Source organism: Ruegeria sp. HKCCE4148 (genome assembly GCF_017872495.1).
Lineage (GTDB): Bacteria > Pseudomonadota > Alphaproteobacteria > Rhodobacterales > Rhodobacteraceae > Ruegeria.
Genome location: NZ_JAEDOS010000001.1, coordinates 609,577 through 625,573, shown reverse-complemented (window position 1 = coordinate 625,573; position 15,997 = coordinate 609,577). Strand labels below are relative to the sequence as shown.

The window sequence follows — 15,997 nt, the reverse complement described above, 5'->3', positions numbered from 1 at the left end:
CCTAGGCACAGGGTCAATCCGTTGCAGGCGGCGCGCTGGATTGGTAAGAAAAAATAACCAGACAGCCCGGAGGTCCGCCGCATGCCCGTAATAACCAATATCGAAGACCTCAGGCGTATATACGAACGCCGTGTACCCCGGATGTTCTATGATTACGCTGAAAGTGGCAGTTGGACAGAACAAACGTTCCGCGAAAACAGCAGCGATTTTGAACAGATCCGCCTGCGCCAGCGGGTTGCGGTCGATATGTCCGGGCGCTCGACGGCCTCACATATGATTGGCGAGGATGTCTCGATGCCGGTCGCGCTGGCTCCGGTCGGGTTGACAGGAATGCAACACGCGGACGGAGAAATGAAGGCCGCAAAAGCGGCCGAGGAATTTGGCGTACCCTTCACGCTTTCGACCATGTCAATCAACTCGATCGAAGACGTGGCTGAACACACCATCAAGCCATTCTGGTTTCAGCTTTATACGATGAAGGACACGGATTACGTCAGCCGACTGATCCAGCGCGCCAAAGACGCCAAATGTTCAGCGCTGGTGATCACTCTGGATCTGCAGATTCTGGGCCAACGTCATAAGGATCTGAAAAACGGCCTTTCCGCCCCGCCGAAGCTGACTGCCAAAACCATTGCAAACCTAATGACAAAATGGGCTTGGGGAATAGAAATGCTGGGTGCCCAAAGGCGTGAGTTCGGCAATATCGTCGGCCATGTCGACGGGATATCGGATGCGTCTTCCCTTGGTGCCTGGACCGCAGAACAGTTCGATCCCAGCCTGGATTGGGCCAAGGTCGAAAAACTGATGGAACAATGGGGCGGCAAAGTAATCCTGAAAGGTATCCTGGACGCAGAGGATGCAAAAATGGCGGCCAAGCTGGGCGCAGACGCCATAGTCGTATCAAACCACGGCGGTCGTCAGCTTGACGGCGCACTCAGCTCGATCCGCGTCCTGCCCGAGATCATGGACGCCGTTGGCAGTGATATCGAGGTTCATCTCGACAGTGGTATCCGATCTGGTCAGGACGTGCTTAAGGCTTTGGCGCTTGGGGCCAAAGGTACCTATATCGGCCGTGCTTTTGTCTATGGCCTTGGCGCAATGGGTCAGAATGGCGTGACCACCGCGCTTGAGGTTATCCGGAAGGAATTGGACACGACAATGGCGCTCTGCGGTGAAAAAACTATCGAAGGGCTGGGGCGTCACAACCTGCTTGTCCCCGAAGACTTCGGAGGCCGTTGGCAAGGCTGAACCGGCTGGACATTGGGGGCTCTGCCCCCGTCGCCCTAAGGGCGCCTCCCCCGAGGTATTTTCCGCCAGATGAAGTAGGGATCCTGTATTCATCTGGCTAAAAATACCTCGGAGCGCGAGGCAGAGCCTCGCAAAACAAAAAACGGACTAAAACCCCCTTTCCAAACCAATTGAATCAAGCTAAGGACGCGGCTTCACGCGGGCATACAGCCTTGGAGGATGCCCGCCCTAACATTGGAGAATTATCATGGCTGGAGAGATTCCTGATCTCGTAGCTCTGGAACGGACGGGGACAGGCAAGGGCGCCGCTCGTCAGGCACGCCGCGACGGCATGGTTCCGGGCATTGTTTTTGGTGGCGATAAAGAGCCGCTTCCTATTCAGATCCCGTTCAACGAGTTGTTCAAGCGCCTGAAAGCGGGCCGCTTCAAGTCGACACTGTGGAACCTGAAGGTTGACGGCCACGAAGATGTCCGCGTCATCTGCCGCGATGTCCAGCGTGATATCGTCAAAGATCTGCCGACCCACCTGGACTTGATGCGTCTGCGCCGGACCACCAAAATCGCGCTGTTCATCCCCGTTGAGTTCATCAACGAAGACGAAGCGCCCGGCATCAAGAAAGGCGGCGTTCTGACTGTTGTCCGCCCTGAAGTCGAACTGGTCTGCACCGCGGGTGATATCCCTGAGAAGATCACCGTTGATGTGACCGGTCTGAACATCAACGACGTTGTCACCATTTCGTCGGTTGACCTGCCCGCAGGCACCAAGCCGACCATCGACCGTGATTTCGTGATTGCCAACATCTCGGCACCCACAGGTCTGTCCACAAGCGACGACGAAGAAGGTGAAGAAGTGGCAGCTGACGAGGTTGAAGTCGTCGGTCAGGACGCTGCAGAAGAATAAGCTCGAACTTCAAGAGTTCGGATTTGGAAACGGGGCCCTGTTGGGTCCCGTTTTCTTTTGCCGCTCGGGCTGGAAACAGGTGGCATTCCGTGCCATCAACCACCTGCATCGCACAAGGATGAGACTATGAAACTGTTTGTCGGATTGGGGAACCCAGGGTCGAAATACGCCCGCAACCGGCACAATATTGGCTTCATGGCCGTGGAGCGGATCGCCGAGGATCACGGCTTTGGCCCATGGAAATCCAAATTCCAGGCCGAAATCGCTGAGGGGCGTTTGGGCGATGAAAAAGTTCTGCTGATCAAACCGCAGACCTTCATGAACCGGTCGGGTCAGTCGGTGGGAGAAGCGATGCGGTTCTACAAACTGGATTCGACCGATGTGACCATCTTTCACGACGAGCTGGACCTCGCCCCTGGCAAAGTCCGTGTGAAGGCGGGTGGCGGCCATGCCGGGCATAATGGCCTGCGCTCGATCCATGATCATATCAGCCCGGCCTATGACCGCGTTCGGTTGGGGATCGGGCATCCAGGGCGGAAAGAGATGGTCTCACCCTATGTTCTGGGTGATTTCGCCAAGGCGGATGCCGACTGGCTGGATGATGTTCTACGCGGGGTTTCAGACGGCGCTGCATATTTGGCAAACGGAGATGGAGGCAAATTCATGAACGCAGTCGCGCTGCGCACTGCTCCGCCGCGATCTTCAAAGACCTCGACTCCGAAATCCCAAACAAAGCCTGATACACCAACCGAACCAGTGGTTGATGACCGCTCTGCCATGCAGAAGCTGTTGGACAAATTCAAATAGCAGATCCAAAACGTTCCGTTACGTAGCCATTGCAGAATGAAGGCGTCCGCGATCCAATACCCAAGAATAAGGGAGGCTATGCGATGAGATCCATCTTGAAATGGGTGCTGCGCATCGTTTTGGCGCTGGCTCTGGCCAGTGTTGTCGTTGGGCTGTGGAAACGTGAAGAATTGCAGCGCCTGATGGCTGTGAACTCTCTGTTTTCAGCAGAAAAGATCGTTCATAATTTTTCGCATATGGACGAGGCTTTTTTAACCGTTGACCTGCCTCGTGGCGACGCCCCTACTTGGGAGTTGCCTTATGGGGATGGGTTCGATCTGCCGGACGGCGCTGACGCCTGGATCGAAGAGCGCTCTGTAACCTCGTTGTTGGTGATGCAGGGCGGAAGTATCCGGTTCGAGGAGTACTATCTGGGAACAGGCCCGGATGATCGTCGAATTTCGTGGTCGGTGGCCAAAAGCTATTTGTCAGCGCTGTTTGGGATTCTGCTGGATGAGGGCGCAATCAAGTCGCTGGACGATCCGGTGGTGAAATACGCGCCAAAACTCAAGGGCAGCGCCTATGACGCCGCGACAATCCGCAATGTTCTGAACATGGCCAGCGGGGTCACGTTTGACGAGGATTACCTGGACCCAAACTCTGACATCAACCGCATGGGCCGCGTGATCGCCTTGGGCGGTGAACTGGACGATTTTGCGGCATCTTTGAAAGACAGCTTTGCGACACCGGGCGAAACCTGGCAATACGTCTCGATCGATACGCATGTGTTGGGCATGGTGATACGCGGCGCGACTGACCGGAGCGTGGCAGAGTTGTTGACTGAAAAAGTCATTCAGCCTTTGGGCCTGGAACACGGCGGGTATTACGTTACTGACGGTACTGGTGTTGCTTTTGTTTTGGGCGGCCTGAACTTCACCACGCGTGACTTTGCACGGTTCGGGCAAATGATCCTGCAGGACGGTAAAGTGAATGGGCTACAAATGGTCCCCGCCGAATGGATATTTGAGGCCACGCAACCCAGCGCCCCCACAGCACAGGGCAAGATCGGGTATGGCTATCAATGGTGGATACCCCGCGGCGCACATGAGGGTGAGTTTCTGGCACGTGGCGTTTACGGTCAGTATGTCTATTTCAATCAGCCCCGCGGCGTCTTGATTGTCTCAACCGGTGCAGACCGACTGTTCCGTGAACCCGGCGTTAATGATCAGAACATCGAAATGTTCCGCAAGATCGCAGAAAGCCTGTAAGGTAGCCTCATGCAAAAGCAAGACAGTATCAATGTGCTGGGTGGTGTCCTCGCCCCCTGCTCAAGAAACCCCTTAACCGGCTTTTTCCGCGACGGCGGGTGCAACACCTGCCCCGAAGATCAGGGCAGCCACACCGTCTGTGCAGTGATGACAGCCGAGTTTCTGGCATTCTCAAAATATGTCGGCAATGATCTGAGCACGGCACGGCCCGAATTCGACTTTCCGGGCCTCAAACCCGGTGACAGCTGGTGCCTGTGTGCCAGCCGCTTTATGCAAGCGCACGACGAAGGATGTGCGCCGCAGGTCCATCTGGAGGCCACACATCAGCGCGCGTTAGAGATTGTGCCATTGGATGTTCTGCAACAGCACATAGCCGAAGAGTAACGATTCTCTGCGGCGCACCTAAGTTGGTTCAGAAGGACATTTGCCAGATCAGGCTGAGGCTGTAGTTTTCGAACCCGCTTTCACCAATGCCGTCATAGAACACATTGGCCGCAAGCAAGCTGTTGTTTTCCAAGAGGTAGTCAAAGCCCAGATCCGCACGCGCACGCGCCGTGTCGCCAATCGGCGTTACGCCGGGGACAGTGCCCGTGCCCGAAGTCGTGCTCCATATGCCTGACAGGCCACCCGTCAGCATAAAGTCACCGCGCGAAACCTGAACGGGGTGTTTGAAATCCATACCCAACCGCGCCGTGGTTAGACTGAAGTCCTGCTGCGGTATCAGATTCCCCAGACTGTCGGTGTAGCTTTCTTGATCATCGCTGGCATAGCTGACGTCCAGCAGTGGCATCAGCGTCAGCGCACCGCGTTTGATTTCGCCGGTCACACGTGATTGCACCAACCAACGCTCGCTGTCGAAACTGTCAGTATAGGTCCCAAGCGGAGAGATGTCGTTGTCAGCCTGTCCATACAGAGCGCGCCCTTCAAAAAACACCGGCTGGCTGGGCAACTTGGCGACCACGTAAGGGCCAATCAGCCACCCTGTACCGTCCACGCTGGCCGGTCCGTTATCCGTTTCTGCATAGTCGAGTTGCAGCATTGCCCCGATCAGAAGGTTCGCGTTGATCTGACGATGTGCCCCCAAAACAGCCAGCGCATAGGAGCTGTCGAAATCGTCCTGAGAGCTCCAGTTGCCGGTCAAATTGAACCAGACCGGGTTGGATGGATCTGAGGCAAAATTCAGATAACCCGAACCTCGCGTCACCGACGTGTCCAACACGCCAGAACCCGACCGCTGCAAGAACCGGGTCAATCCCGGCTGGTTAGTTGCAAGGCTGGTGGCCCGCGCATTCTGAAACGCCTGTATCAGTCGCCTTGTATCGGCAACTATTTCGTTGACAACCGTAACTTGGTCCGAAGCAACACTTGGGTTACCCGCTAAATCCACGGCGGCACCTGCCAGTACGACAAGAGAAAGGTTGCCCGACCCAGATGGCGTTACGGTTGCCATGTAAGTTTGCGGCCCCCCTGAAACCGCACCAATCGTCCCGTTTGTCACTGAAATACCGGCGGTACTGAAATTTGTGACCTCTTCAGAAAACGTAAAGGTGACGGTGATTGGGTTTAAGTCAGTGAAATTTGGCGGAAGGCCGCTAATAGTGACCTTTGGCGCGTTCGCGTCGTAGATCACGTTGACGACGTTAGAAGCCAGATTTGCGTTTCCGGCCGCGTCCGTGAAGACCCCGGCAGGAATGGACAACTCAACAAGCCCGTTTGCTTGTGCTGTAAGTGTCGCCGTATAGTTGCTGCCCGACCCGGACAATGTCGCTGTAGCGTTGGTCAAAGCCAGATCGCCCACCGAGAAATCGGTGCTGGGATCGCTAAGAGTGATCGACGCTTGAAACGTACCGTTTCCGGTGGCTGTCAGTGCACCGATTGTGGCCGTCGGTTGGGTTGTGTCCACAAGCGTCCGTGTGTTGATAACCTGAGTGGTCGTGACACCCGACAGCGCGATCTCATAGCGGTACAGCGGTCCACCAACGGTTTCCTGAGCTGTGAAAACCACGCCAAGATACCCATCAATTGCGTAAGTCGAGTCCGCGCCGTTTTGGTTGATGTTGGTTGCGTTGAGGTACCCCAAAGTCGCCAAACCACCTGGTGTAATCGCGCTTGCCGGGATGGTACCGAAATTGAAATAGAAAGATCCTCCGGGAACTTCTGCCGAGCCACCCAAGGATATGAAGGCGGTTTCAGTACCTTGGAGATTGCTTAGGAAAATCTGCCCACCATTTGGGGTCGTAATGATCTGAGCAGGAAATGAAGGTCCGCCAAGTGCATGGCTTTCCTTGGCGTTTGTGAGGATAAGCATCGAAACCAGAAGCACGAGGCTCAAAAACCTCAACATAGAAGACCTTACCATTTTACCTCCTACAGCATTCCTTGGGCGCCAAACAAAGAGTGGCTTGAGTCAAAACAGCAACCCAAGCGTGTCACCTCTTGTTCCAACAAGTAGAGACATCCCCAAAAAACCGGCCCCATAAGCCGATTATCAAAACGTTAAAACAATTCTTATAAGTTGTATAGAATTTGAAGTCGCTCGACTGAACACTTAGTGCAGCGAATGTGTTTTGCTTGTTTTGCAGTACACAAGCGCCACGCAATACAAATGGCCATAATTGAGTGATTTGGGCTTAAAACCACCGCGTAGCAACGTACACAGAAGCGGCTACAAAAGTACAATCGAACCCGCCAAAAACTAGCAAAATTGCAACAGTTGAAGGGATTGCGTCAGTCTTTGTCCGATCAGGAAACACGCGTGTTCATGCCAACTACTAGCTGAGAACCACGCGCTTCCTGGCTTTAGACGACTCAATCAAAAGAAGAGTTCCACAGTGCAGCTGCCCGGAAATGAAAAACCGTGGCAACATCTGCGGCTTTACTTTAGTCAGCAGTGCGGCCTTCGGTGTCTGACATGTCGAAGTTCAGATATTTTGCCACGGTCTGAACGTCCTTGTCGCCCCGCCCGCACATGTTCATGCAGATCAGGTGATCCTTGGGCAGATCGGGCGCAATCTTCATCACATGGGCCAGCGCGTGGCTGGGCTCCAGCGCGGGGATGATGCCTTCAGTCGCACAACACAGTTGGAACGCCTCAAGCGCCTCTTTGTCGGTGATCGAGACATAATTGGCGCGGCCAATGTCATTCAACCAGGAATGCTCGGGCCCGATTCCCGGATAATCCAGACCAGCTGAAATCGAATAGCCCTCAAGTATCTGACCATCATCATCCTGCAGCAGATAGGTGCGGTTACCGTGCAGCACGCCCGGACGGCCTCCGGTCAGCGAAGCGCAATGCTCCATCTTCTCGTTCACACCTTTGCCACCAGCTTCAACACCGATGATGTTCACCTCTTTGTCGTCGAGGAAGGGGTAGAACAGACCCATCGCATTCGACCCACCACCGATGGCAGCGATGATCGTATCGGGCAGACGGCCTTCGGCCTTCATCATCTGCTCTTTCGCTTCTTTTCCGATGATCGACTGAAAATCGCGGACCATCGCCGGATAGGGATGCGGACCGGCCACGGTACCAATGCAGTAGAACGTGTCGCGCACATTGGTCACCCAATCACGCAGAGCGTCGTTCATCGCATCTTTCAGCGTACCACGACCAGAGGTTACTGGAATCACCTCGGCCCCCAGCAGACGCATGCGGAATACGTTCGGGGCCTGACGCTGAACGTCATGCGCACCCATGTACACGATGCATTTCAGACCAAACTTGGCGCAAACGGTTGCAGTTGCCACGCCGTGCTGCCCTGCCCCAGTTTCAGCTATGATCCGGGTTTTGCCCATGCGCCGCGCCAGAATGATCTGGCCCAACACGTTGTTAATCTTGTGCGCGCCGGTATGGTTCAGCTCGTCACGCTTCAGGTAGATCTTTGCGCCACCCAGATGCTCAGTCAGGCGTTCCGCAAAATACAGCGGCGAAGGGCGACCAACGTAATTCGCCCAAAGATCATCCATCTCGGCCCAGAAGGTGGGGTCATCCTTGGCTTTGTTGTATTCCTCTTCCAGCGACAGGATCAGCGGCATCAGCGTTTCGCTGACAAATCGCCCGCCGAAGATGCCAAAGCGGCCTTGCTCGTCAGGGCCGGACATGAAGGAATTGAAAAGATCGTTGGCCATGGGTGTCTCCACTCGTCGTACCCGTTGTTCATAGGTTGTGGCGACAAGATTTGCCATGGGCAAAACGCATCATTCCGCAACCCGTATGTTTTGTCGCCAGACCTGAATTGCCTGTTCCGCAGAGGGCACGCCTATGCACGGAAAGTGGTAGAACCGGTTCACATCCGCCAGCCGATCGGCTGCCAGCATGACACGTCGATGAGGACCCGATTGTGCAAACGTCAGCATCGCCTCGATATCGTGCCAAACGCTCAGCGAAAAATAGAGCCCATCCTGCCGGAACACAGCTGCGTGCAGACACAACGGGTCGCCTTTTGCTTGCCTGTACGCCTGACCCGCGCGCCAGAAAAATTCGGGCGCGTTGTACCAGTGTCTCAGGGAAACACCACCTATTGCCGCCAACATACTGTCTTCCTCCCCAAACGGGGATACGCGGCAACTAAAGGATCAGATCACTGCAAAGCGGCTGCAAATTCGCCGATCAGGGTTGCGTCCTTTACACCCGGCGCGCTTTCCACGCCCGAAGAGACATCGACCTGCCGCGCGCCGGTCATCCTGGCAGCTTCAGCAACGTTCTGCGGCGTCAGACCACCGGCCAGCATCCAAGGACGCCGCCAGTATTTCCGACCGGCCAGCAAGCGCCAGTCAAACGCCAGCCCGTTGCCTCCTGGCAGTTCCGCGCCCCGAGGCGGCTTTGCGTCGATCAACAATTGATCGGCCACTTCGGAATACAGATCTATTGCGTCCAGATCCTCGGCCTCGGCAACACCTATCGCCTTCATCACAGGCAAACCGAACCGGTCCCGGACCTCAGAAACCCGTTCAGGACTCTCTTTACCGTGTAACTGCAGCATATCCAGCGGAACCGCAGACACGATGCTGACCAGCTCTTCGTCAGTGGCGTTTACCACCAATGCCACCTTGGCGACGCCGGGCGGAACCATTTTGGCCAGTTCCGCAGCCTGCGCAACGTCCAGATGGCGAGGTGACTTCGGAAAGAAAACAAAACCGACATAGCCTGCCCCGACCTCAACGGCTGCACGCACGTGATCAGATGCGGTCAAGCCGCAGATTTTGAACCTAACATCGGGCATGGGAATTGGGCTCAGCTTGCCTCATCCAGAAGGGCCAGAACGTCATCTTTGCCCTCGTTTTGCTTTTTCTTGAGCTTATTGACCTCTCGCTCGAGCTTGCGCACTTCGCTTTTCTTCGCGGTCGCGTCACGGCGATGCTTGTGTTCACGCATCCATTCCCAAATGAAGCCAATGATCAGACCGGCCACAACACCACCCAGAACCACCAGGAACAACGGAAGCGAAGCGGTCAGATTGAATCCCAACAACTCAGCCAGCGGATCCGGCATCAGCTTGAGTTCAACCGACTCAACATTGGCCAGAGACACCGAAATCAGGATGATCCCAAGCGTCCCAAGAAAAGCATATCGAATGTAGCGCATCATACGGTCAGGCTTTACCGTTCAATCGGTCCCTAAGCAACTTACCAGTTTTGAAAAACGGTACACATTTTTCCTCGACCTGCACCGTCTCTCCTGTGCGTGGGTTACGCCCCACACGCGCATCGCGCTTTTTGACCGAAAACGCGCCGAAACCACGCAGTTCAACACGATCGCCGCGGGCCATGGCGTCGGTGACTTCTTCGAACACGGTATTCACAATCCGCTCAACATCACGCTGATAGAGATGTGGGTTTTCGTCAGCGATTTTCTGAATCAATTCTGAACGGATCATGCGTGATACCCTCCCAGGCAGCCGGTGTGTCAGGTCTACTGATTTGACAGTATAGGAAAAAATCCGGTTTGGGGGAACGCATACTCTGCGCGCTGAGGCTTTATTTTGCCATATTCTCACGCGATTTTTTGCCGGACAGGGGTTTTTCCGCACTTAAAGCGCAAACATTACCGAAATTAACACGACCGATTGGAACACATTGATTCGCAACAAAAACGGCCCCGCGCTGAAGCGCGAGGCCGAAAAGCTTGTTTGGGATGTGTCCCGGAATTAGTCGCCCGACTTCAGCGCTGCACCCAGGATATCGCCCAGCGACGCGCCCGAATCGGAAGAACCGTACTGTTCCACGGCCTCTTTCTCTTCGGCGATCTCGCGTGCCTTGATCGACAGGCCCAGACGGCGGGTCTTGCTGTCAACGTTGGTGACGCGGACGTCGACCTTGTCACCGACCGAGAAACGCTCGGGGCGCTGTTCGGCACGGTCACGCGACAGGTCGGAACGACGGATGAACGACTTCATGCCTTCGTACTCGACCTCGATGCCGCCATCTTCGATTGCGGTCACTTCGACAGTGATAACCGAGCCACGTTTCACGCCGCCCACGGCTTCGGCGAACTTGTCACCGCCCAGGGCTTTGATCGACAGCGAAATACGCTCTTTCTCGACATCCACTTCCGAGACAACCGCCTGAACGACGTCGCCTTTGCGGTAGTTCTGGATCGCATCCTCGCCACGCTCGTCCCAGGACAGATCCGACAGGTGAACCATGCCGTCGATGTCGCCTTCGAGGCCAATGAACAGACCGAATTCGGTGATGTTCTTGACTTCGCCTTCGACCTCGGTGCCCTCGGGGTGAGTTTCTGCAAACACTTCCCATGGGTTGCGCTGAGTCTGCTTCAGGCCCAGAGACACGCGACGCTTGGCGCCGTCGATTTCCAGAACCATGACGTCGACTTCCTGGCTGGTCGAAACGATCTTGCCGGGGTGGACGTTTTTCTTGGTCCAGGACATCTCGGAGACGTGCACCAGACCTTCGACACCGGCTTCCAGCTCGACGAACGCTCCGTAGTCGGTGATGTTGGTGACGCGACCCTGATGAACAGAGCCCAGCGGGTATTTCGCAGCAACCAGATCCCACGGATCTTCCTGCAACTGCTTCATGCCCAGGCTGATGCGGTGGGTTTCTTTGTTGATCTTGATGACCTGAACCTTGATGGTTTCGCCGATCGTCAGGATCTCGGACGGGTGGTTCACACGACGCCATGCCATGTCGGTGACGTGCAGCAGGCCGTCAACGCCGCCCAGGTCAACGAATGCACCGTATTCGGTGATGTTCTTGACAACACCCTCGACGGTCTGACCTTCGGACAGGTTGCCGATGACTTCGGCGCGCTGTTCGGCACGCGATTCTTCCAGGATTGCGCGGCGCGAAACAACGATGTTGCCACGGCGGCGGTCCATTTTCAGAATCTGGAACGGCTGCTTCAGACCCATCAGCGGGCCAGCATCGCGCACAGGGCGAACGTCAACCTGCGAACCGGGCAGGAACGCAACTGCGCCACCCAGATCGACAGTGAAGCCACCTTTGACGCGGCCAAAGATCGCACCTTCGACGCGCTGGTCGTCGGCATATGCTTTTTCCAGACGGTCCCATGCCTCTTCACGGCGGGCCATCTCGCGCGAGATGACGGCTTCGCCACGGGCGTTTTCTGCGGCGCGCAGGTAGACTTCGACCTCGTCACCAACAGCGATTTCAGGGGCTTCGCCGGGATTTGCGAATTCTTTCAGATCAACGCGGCCTTCCATTTTGTAGCCTACGTCGATGATGGCCTGGCCGGCTTCGATCGCCAGAACCTTGCCTTTGACAACAGAACCCTCTTCGGGTGTGTCCATTTCGAAGCTTTCGTTAAGGAGGGCTTCGAATTCCTCCATGGATGCGTTAGCCATGTGGCGTTGTTTTCCTTTACAGTACGTTTTTGCTGGCCGAGCGGTTGTCTCCGCCGGTCTTGTTTCATGATGCCGTCTGGCGTGACCCGGTGCGCCCCTGAGCAAACAAACACAAAGGGCCGAGGTAACCCGGCCCTGCTCAGAAACGTCATCCGGACGTTGACCGCCCTTGTATCGACAGCGCGCGTATAGGCGGATTCCTCGACATGTGCAAGGGTAAAGCCCATGTTTTCAAGGTTCGGCAGGTCTTTTCAGAGGGCTGTTTAGCGTTTGGCGCTCCAAACCCCGGCATCGCGCTGCAACATCGCCTGTTCTATCTCATCCAAGCGCATCAACGCGGCAGACGGATCGCGTGCACCTCCGGCCCGGTTCCATATTTTCTGAGCGGACACCGGGCTCCACGGCAAACTGGCAGCAGCCAACCATTGCCGCAAGCCCGGCGGCAGCGAGTCATAAACCTGCATCGGTGCAGTTTCTCTTTGCCGACGTTTGAGGCCGCTCCGCAGATTTCGGCGGAATTTGCAGCCGTGATCTGACTGTCTTTGCAATGCACATATCCTTCGCATCCATTATGTAATTACATAACGATAATAGGCTGCGCAAGTGCCTACTAGGCTGCTTTTTCGCCCACCCAAGACGAGCCTGAGGCAGGGGCGTTCACCCCAACCTTCATTTTTGCAAAAGTGGGTTCTGCCCCGAGCTCACAGGGCCTCTAGAACAACTGCAGATCTTTTGCACCGCTTTGGATTTCTGCAAAGTTCGGCATGTTCTGAATCCTAACAGGCGCTGGCGTGGTGCCGGGCATCGCAACAGTCGGTTGCGCTACCTTCGCCTTGCCAAAGGCAGGGCGCTCCAGCTCGCCGCGGATATCGCGCAGCAGCGTTTTGTGGTCAGGCATTGATCTGATGATCTGAGCAAGATCTTCCTTCGCGCGCTGCATACCCTGATACCAGATCACCTTCTTCAATGGTCGCACTCGATCCCGGATGCCTGGCCCATACCCCGTATCATAGACCTGCTTGCCCAACAGAACCGTCTGATACACGCGGTGGTCAAAAAGCGTGGCGAATTCCACATCGTGATCCATTGGCAGGCGGTGCTGCCATAGCTCCAAATTCTCGGCCAACCGGTCCGGCACCTTCATCTGTGTCCGCGCATCGATCCAATAGGGATCGTCCGTGCGATTGCCCAAACGGTAGTGCAGGCAGATAAACTCCAGCACCTCGTTGTACATCTTGTCCATCTGCCGATTGTATCTTGCCCGCAGCGATGGCTCGATGGCGCGCGTTGGCAAATGCTCGGCGAACCAGCGCACCGCATGATCAATCATGTGGATCGCGGTACTTTCCAGCGGTTCGATGAAGCCGCCAGACAGACCAATAGCGACACAGTTCTTGACCCAGGCATTGCGCACACGTCCAACGCGCATCGGAATGACACGCGGCGTCAAACCCTTGCCGCTGTCCCCAAGCCATTCGAGGTACTCATCCGCCGCCTGATCATCGGTTCGATGCGCCGATGAGAACACATACCCCGTGCCCACACGGTTGTAGAGCGGCACCCGCCATGTCCAGCCCGCGCCAAGTGCGGTGGATCGTGTCAGGCTCTCGATCTTTTTCGGATTCGGATGCTCGATCTGCAACGCCATGGCGCGATCATTGGGCAGGTAATCCGAGTAATCCAAAAACGGCTCGCCCAGCGCCTTGTTGATGATCAATCCGCGGAAACCGGTGCAGTCAATAACCATCTCGATGTCATGGCGACCCCTACGCTCGAGCGTCAGATGGCTGACATTGCCCTGTTCATCCAGTTCAACTGATTGCACCTCATCCCGGATATGTTCAACACCTCGATCTGTGCAGACCTTGGTCAGCATCCCGGCAAATTTCACTGCATCCAGATGGTAAGCGTAACCAAACCGCTGCTCAAACTCAGGCTGGCCCAACTGTCGTGCGCCCTTGCACAGCCGACCCAGATCGTCATGCGGCGAGATTGACTGGGTAAAGTCCCGATCCCCATTGCCGAACCGCAGGAAATACTCGGCAGCATCCAAACCTTCCAACATCTGGCCGTGTGCAAAGGGATTCACATAGTCGATACGATTACCCTTGCGGTCCTTATTCCAATTACAGAACTTCACGCCCAGTTTGAAGGATGCGTTGGTTTCGCGGAAAAAATCCCGCTCTGTAATGCCTGCCTGGCGCAGCGTAACCGGCATGCGGGGCACCGTGGCCTCGCCCACCCCGACGGTCGATATATTGGGGCTTTCAATCAGGCAGATCCGTGGGCGATCTTTTTGCGACGACGTTCGGGAAAACACCATGTCCAGGATCAGCGCGGTCATCCATCCCGCCGTGCCGCCGCCCACGATGGTGATTTGGTTCAGACGATTATTCATGTGGTTTTGTCCCTGTTGGCTCGGGGGATTTTGCAGCTGCTTCCCCCTTTTTTGGGGTTATTTGGCAGCTTTCCCTTTTTTGCTTGAGGGAAACTATAACAGCTTTCCAGCGTCCATCTAGGGCTTATCGCGGCATATTGCGCACGCATATGCGACCGGCTTGAACCGTATCTGCGGGTAAGCGACTTTTCTTGGCGGGCACGACGCGATCTGTGGCATGTGGAATCTTTCCTGGCCGCGCAAATAACGCAGCAGAGCGGTACGAATGAAGCGGATTAAGATAAGGACATGCGCTGGGTTCAGGCGCCGGTTAGATTTCTTCACCCTTCTTCAAAAGCTCTTCGATCAGGGCACGTTGCAGATCCGTACTGTCACCCCCACCAAATTCCGCAGCCCCGCCGGAATAAAGCGTGCCATACGTCTTCGCGATATTCACCGTCTGCGCCAACCCCGAGATTAGCTGATCCTTTTCCAGCAACGACAAAGGGTGGATAAACGCAGCCCACAATATGCCATTTGCAATCGCATAACGCGCGTCCAGAGTGCTGTCGAAATTGGCCTGCATCACCCGGATCAAGTCTTCTTCGGACAGATCTGCGGCATTGCCGACCGCAACCATGGCTCGCATCCGATCTGCATTGATGTCAGTGATGACCAAAACCTGAACACCGGCCACTGTCATCTGAAATCCAGGCCCATGGGGCTGTGCTTCGGGGTCCAGTGCAAAAAGGATATTACCCAGCCGCTCGTATGTCATTGGAGGCTCGGCATTTAGGCCATCAGGCGAGGCTTCGGGCGCGACCTCCTGCGCAGCAAGGCTTCCGGCGGCGAAAATCAGAAAGATGGCTATGCGAAACATGAGGTCACTCCTGCAGACATGCTTTGACAATAAGTAGTGAAGCTCAAACTGGCCAAACAAAGCTTAGTGATCTGCGAAGCCCAATAATTCTGTCAATTGTACGATCTGCAAAATAACGCGTTCTTTCTGAGATTACACGTTCAGAAGCTTAACCTTAACTGTTTTTCATCGGTCGACACACCGGTCGGTCCGAAACTGAAATCAAAAGGAAAACCACTATGAAATCGCTCATCCTGCCCGTTCTTGCGGCTGCTGTCGCCCTATCCACACCGGCCTTTGCCGCTGACGAGATCAACGTCTCCAACGGCATCTCGGCCGCAGGTGCGCCGCTGGCCGCGCACGGCGTTGATCTGGTTGCACTGGTCAATGACGGCAATCCCGTGGAAGGCTTCGCAACCCACTCAGCAACTTATGACGGTGCTTCTTACTACTTCACGACCGCAGCTAACCGGGAAGCGTTTGAGGCGAACCCGGCGGCTTTCTTGCCGCAGCATGGCGGCTTCTGCTCGTTCGGCGTATCAGTTGGTAAGAAATTTGACGGCGATCCGGATCAGTACCTGGTGGCAGACGGCAAACTGTACCTTTTCCTGAATGCTGAAACCCGCGCAGCCTTTCTGAAAGACGTTGTCAATACGGCAAAAACTGCTGACGATCAGTGGGCAAACATCAAAAGCGTTGCCGTGGGCGAGCTGTAAGCTCTGTCCCCTTTGCCTG

General features: G+C 55.6%; 16 protein-coding genes. 6 read left to right on the top strand and 10 right to left on the bottom strand.

Translation table 11 applies throughout. From position 1 onward, the window contains the following. The first annotated feature begins 81 nt into the window (after positions 1-81). The 5 genes from I9187_RS03100 (at position 82) to I9187_RS03080 (ending at position 4,587) form a co-directional block, all read left to right on the top strand. On the top strand, positions 82-1,248 hold the full coding sequence (locus I9187_RS03100; protein WP_171178060.1) for an alpha-hydroxy acid oxidase: 1,167 nt from the start codon (positions 82-84) through the stop codon (positions 1,246-1,248). Between the two features lie 247 nt (positions 1,249-1,495). Next, on the top strand, positions 1,496-2,149 hold the full coding sequence (locus I9187_RS03095; RefSeq protein WP_171178062.1) for a 50S ribosomal protein L25/general stress protein Ctc: 654 nt from the start codon (positions 1,496-1,498) through the stop codon (positions 2,147-2,149). A 126-nt stretch (positions 2,150-2,275) separates the two neighbouring features. After that, entirely contained in the window at positions 2,276-2,956 is a 681-nt protein-coding gene (gene pth, locus I9187_RS03090) for an aminoacyl-tRNA hydrolase (protein ID WP_171178064.1), read from the top strand. 83 nt (positions 2,957-3,039) lie between these two features. After that, entirely contained in the window at positions 3,040-4,203 is a 1,164-nt protein-coding gene (locus tag I9187_RS03085; RefSeq protein WP_171178066.1) for a serine hydrolase, read from the top strand. 9 nt (positions 4,204-4,212) lie between these two features. Next, complete coding sequence (locus I9187_RS03080; protein ID WP_171178068.1) at positions 4,213-4,587, top strand: DUF2237 domain-containing protein; 375 nt, start codon at positions 4,213-4,215, stop codon at positions 4,585-4,587. A 28-nt stretch (positions 4,588-4,615) separates the two neighbouring features. Here I9187_RS03080 and I9187_RS03075 read toward each other — a convergent pair whose 3' ends face one another. From I9187_RS03075 to I9187_RS03030, 10 genes are all read right to left on the bottom strand, one after another. Beyond that, on the bottom strand, positions 4,616-6,562 hold the full coding sequence (locus I9187_RS03075) for an Ig-like domain-containing protein (protein WP_209940056.1): 1,947 nt from the start codon (positions 6,560-6,562) through the stop codon (positions 4,616-4,618). A gap of 521 nt (positions 6,563-7,083) precedes the next feature. Then, on the bottom strand, positions 7,084-8,331 hold the full coding sequence (gene trpB / locus I9187_RS03070; protein WP_171235355.1) for a tryptophan synthase subunit beta: 1,248 nt from the start codon (positions 8,329-8,331) through the stop codon (positions 7,084-7,086). A gap of 69 nt (positions 8,332-8,400) precedes the next feature. Beyond that, positions 8,401-8,736, bottom strand: a complete 336-nt coding sequence (locus I9187_RS03065) for a hypothetical protein (RefSeq protein ID WP_171235356.1) — start codon at positions 8,734-8,736, stop codon at positions 8,401-8,403. Positions 8,737-8,783: 47 nt separating this feature from the next. Continuing rightward, a complete protein-coding gene (locus I9187_RS03060; RefSeq protein ID WP_209509884.1) occupies positions 8,784-9,425 on the bottom strand; it encodes a phosphoribosylanthranilate isomerase in 642 nt (213 codons plus the stop codon). Positions 9,426-9,436: 11 nt separating this feature from the next. Continuing rightward, the gene (locus I9187_RS03055) at positions 9,437-9,787 is read right to left on the bottom strand and encodes a LapA family protein (protein ID WP_171235358.1); all 351 of its coding nucleotides are present in this window, start codon (positions 9,785-9,787) and stop codon (positions 9,437-9,439) included. 7 nt (positions 9,788-9,794) lie between these two features. Next, positions 9,795-10,079 (bottom strand): integration host factor subunit beta, encoded by a 285-nt coding sequence (gene ihfB, locus I9187_RS03050; RefSeq protein WP_050603110.1) that lies wholly within the window; start codon positions 10,077-10,079, stop codon positions 9,795-9,797. A 270-nt stretch (positions 10,080-10,349) separates the two neighbouring features. After that, positions 10,350-12,026, bottom strand: coding sequence for a 30S ribosomal protein S1 (gene rpsA, locus I9187_RS03045; RefSeq protein WP_068337749.1), 1,677 nt, complete (start codon positions 12,024-12,026; stop codon positions 10,350-10,352). A 263-nt stretch (positions 12,027-12,289) separates the two neighbouring features. Beyond that, positions 12,290-12,592 (bottom strand): DUF6525 family protein, encoded by a 303-nt coding sequence (locus tag I9187_RS03040; RefSeq protein WP_256368693.1) that lies wholly within the window; start codon positions 12,590-12,592, stop codon positions 12,290-12,292. A gap of 146 nt (positions 12,593-12,738) precedes the next feature. After that, positions 12,739-14,424 (bottom strand): tryptophan halogenase family protein, encoded by a 1,686-nt coding sequence (locus tag I9187_RS03035; RefSeq protein ID WP_171181428.1) that lies wholly within the window; start codon positions 14,422-14,424, stop codon positions 12,739-12,741. A gap of 310 nt (positions 14,425-14,734) precedes the next feature. Beyond that, on the bottom strand, positions 14,735-15,283 hold the full coding sequence (locus I9187_RS03030) for a hypothetical protein (RefSeq protein ID WP_171181430.1): 549 nt from the start codon (positions 15,281-15,283) through the stop codon (positions 14,735-14,737). Between the two features lie 218 nt (positions 15,284-15,501). Between I9187_RS03030 and I9187_RS03025 the strand changes: the two genes are divergently transcribed. After that, on the top strand, positions 15,502-15,978 hold the full coding sequence (locus tag I9187_RS03025) for a YHS domain-containing (seleno)protein (RefSeq protein ID WP_171181432.1): 477 nt from the start codon (positions 15,502-15,504) through the stop codon (positions 15,976-15,978). Positions 15,979-15,997: the final 19 nt, after the last annotated feature.